Source organism: Nitriliruptor sp. (assembly GCF_040882075.1).
In the GTDB taxonomy this organism is placed as follows: domain Bacteria; phylum Actinomycetota; class Nitriliruptoria; order Nitriliruptorales; family Nitriliruptoraceae; genus Nitriliruptor.
This window is the reverse complement of the sequence record NZ_JBBEBZ010000210.1, coordinates 1-1,781: the sequence shown is the minus strand read 5'-3', so window position 1 is coordinate 1,781 and position 1,781 is coordinate 1. Positions and strand designations below refer to the sequence as shown.

Below are 1,781 nucleotides of genomic sequence, written 5' to 3'. Positions count from 1 at the left end.
GGATCATCGTGGTCATCTTCAACCTGATGGCCGATCTGTTGTACGGCGTGCTCGATCCGAGGATCCGCTATGAGTGACTCGCCTCCTCCGACGACCGCCACGCCGACCGGTGGCGATCACGACCCGACCGGTGGGGGCGATCGGCCGGTGGCACCGACCGAGGCTGCGCTGCTCGCCGAACGCGAGGGCGTGGCCATCGTCGGACGGAGCTTCGGCCGCCAGACCTGGGACCGTTTCCGGCGTCACCGCCTCGCGATCTTCGCGACGGTCTTCCTCGCCCTCCTCGCGCTGTCGTTCTGGATCGGTCCTGTTTTCTCCTCCTGGGACCCGCTGACCCCGGACACGAGCGCGTTCCGACAAGGCCCGTCGCGCGAGCACCCGTTCGGCACCGACCCCATCGGTCGCGACCTGATGGTGCGGACCTTCGTCGGTGGACGCTTCTCGCTGCGTATCGCGCTGTTCGTGGCGCTGCTCACCACGGCCATCGGGACCGTCCTCGGCGCGACCGCCGGCTACATCGGCGGCATCGTCGACACCCTCATCGACCAGCTGACCAACCTGTTCCTGCTGATCCCAGCCCTGGTCGTGCTCCTGGTCGTGGCCAACCGCTTCGGGTCGAGCCCGAACAGCATCGCGTTCCTGCTCGCGATCCTGCTGTGGCCGACCATCGCCCGCGTGGTCCGGGGCCTGTTCCTGCAGTACAAGGAGCAGGAGTTCGTCCTGGCCGCCAAGGCCGCCGGTGCACGGGCACCGCGGATCATGTTCCGCCACATCCTGCCCAACACCTTCGGACCGATCGTGGTGAACGCGACGCTGCTGATCGGCACCGCCATCATCCTCGAATCGACCCTGTCGTTCCTCGGCGTCGGGGTCCAGGCGCCGACGCCCACCCTCGGCAACCTCATCTTCGAGTCCAAGGGCTACATCGAATCGAAGCCGTCGGCGGTCTTCATCCCCGGCGGGTTCATCGTCGCCATCACCCTCTGCGTGAACTTCCTCGGGGACGGTCTCCGGGACGCGCTCGACCCGACGACGCGCAGGAGCTGACGTGACCACACCGCTGCTGTCCGTCCGCGACCTCTCGGTCGGGTTCCAGACCGACGATGGCCTCGTCCAGGCCGTCAACGGCATCAGCTTCGACCTGCACCCCGGCGAGACCCTCGCGGTGGTCGGAGAATCCGGTTCCGGCAAGTCGGTGTCGGCCATGGCGATCATGCGCCTGCTGCCACGCTACGCCACGATCACCGGCTCGATCGACTTCCAGGGCCAGGACCTGCTCGCGCTGTCGGTCAAGGAGATGCGCAAGCTCCAGGGCAACGACATCGCCATGATCTTCCAGGATCCGATGACCGCGCTGAACCCGGTCTTCACGGTGGGCAACCAGCTGGTCGAGGCCATCCGGATCCACAACAAGGACGTCTCGAAGCAGGCTGCCCGCGCTCGTGCGGTCGAGCTGCTCGACCTGGTCGGCATCCCGGCCGCGAGCGACCGGCTCGACGACTTCCCCCACGAGTTCTCCGGCGGTATGCGTCAGCGCGCCATGATCGCGATGGGCATCGCCAACGAGCCGTCGTTGTTGATCGCCGACGAGCCCACCACCGCCCTCGACGTGACCATCCAGGCACAGGTCATCGAGGTGATGAAGACGGCCCAGGAGGCCACCGGCGCGGCGATGATCCTGATCACCCACGACCTCGGGCTCGTCGCTGGCGTCGCCGAGCGGGTGCAGGTGATGTACGGCGGGATGCTGTTCGAGACCGCGGACACCGACACCGTCTACC

General features: G+C 67.3%; 2 protein-coding genes. Both read left to right on the top strand.

Annotated features, from left to right (window positions below; translation table 11 throughout):
• The first annotated feature begins 69 nt into the window (after positions 1-69).
• Complete coding sequence (locus WEB03_RS15255; protein WP_368071776.1) at positions 70-1,047, top strand: ABC transporter permease; 978 nt, start codon at positions 70-72, stop codon at positions 1,045-1,047.
• 1 nt (position 1,048) lies between these two features.
• Positions 1,049-1,781: ABC transporter ATP-binding protein (locus WEB03_RS15250; RefSeq protein WP_368071775.1), on the top strand; the 733-nt coding region annotated here is incomplete at its 3' end.

Coding starts and splice junctions, on each gene's coding strand:
- WEB03_RS15255 (WP_368071776.1), top strand. CDS start 70: ATGAGTGACTCGCCTCCTCCGACGACCGCCACGCCGACCGGTGGCGAT.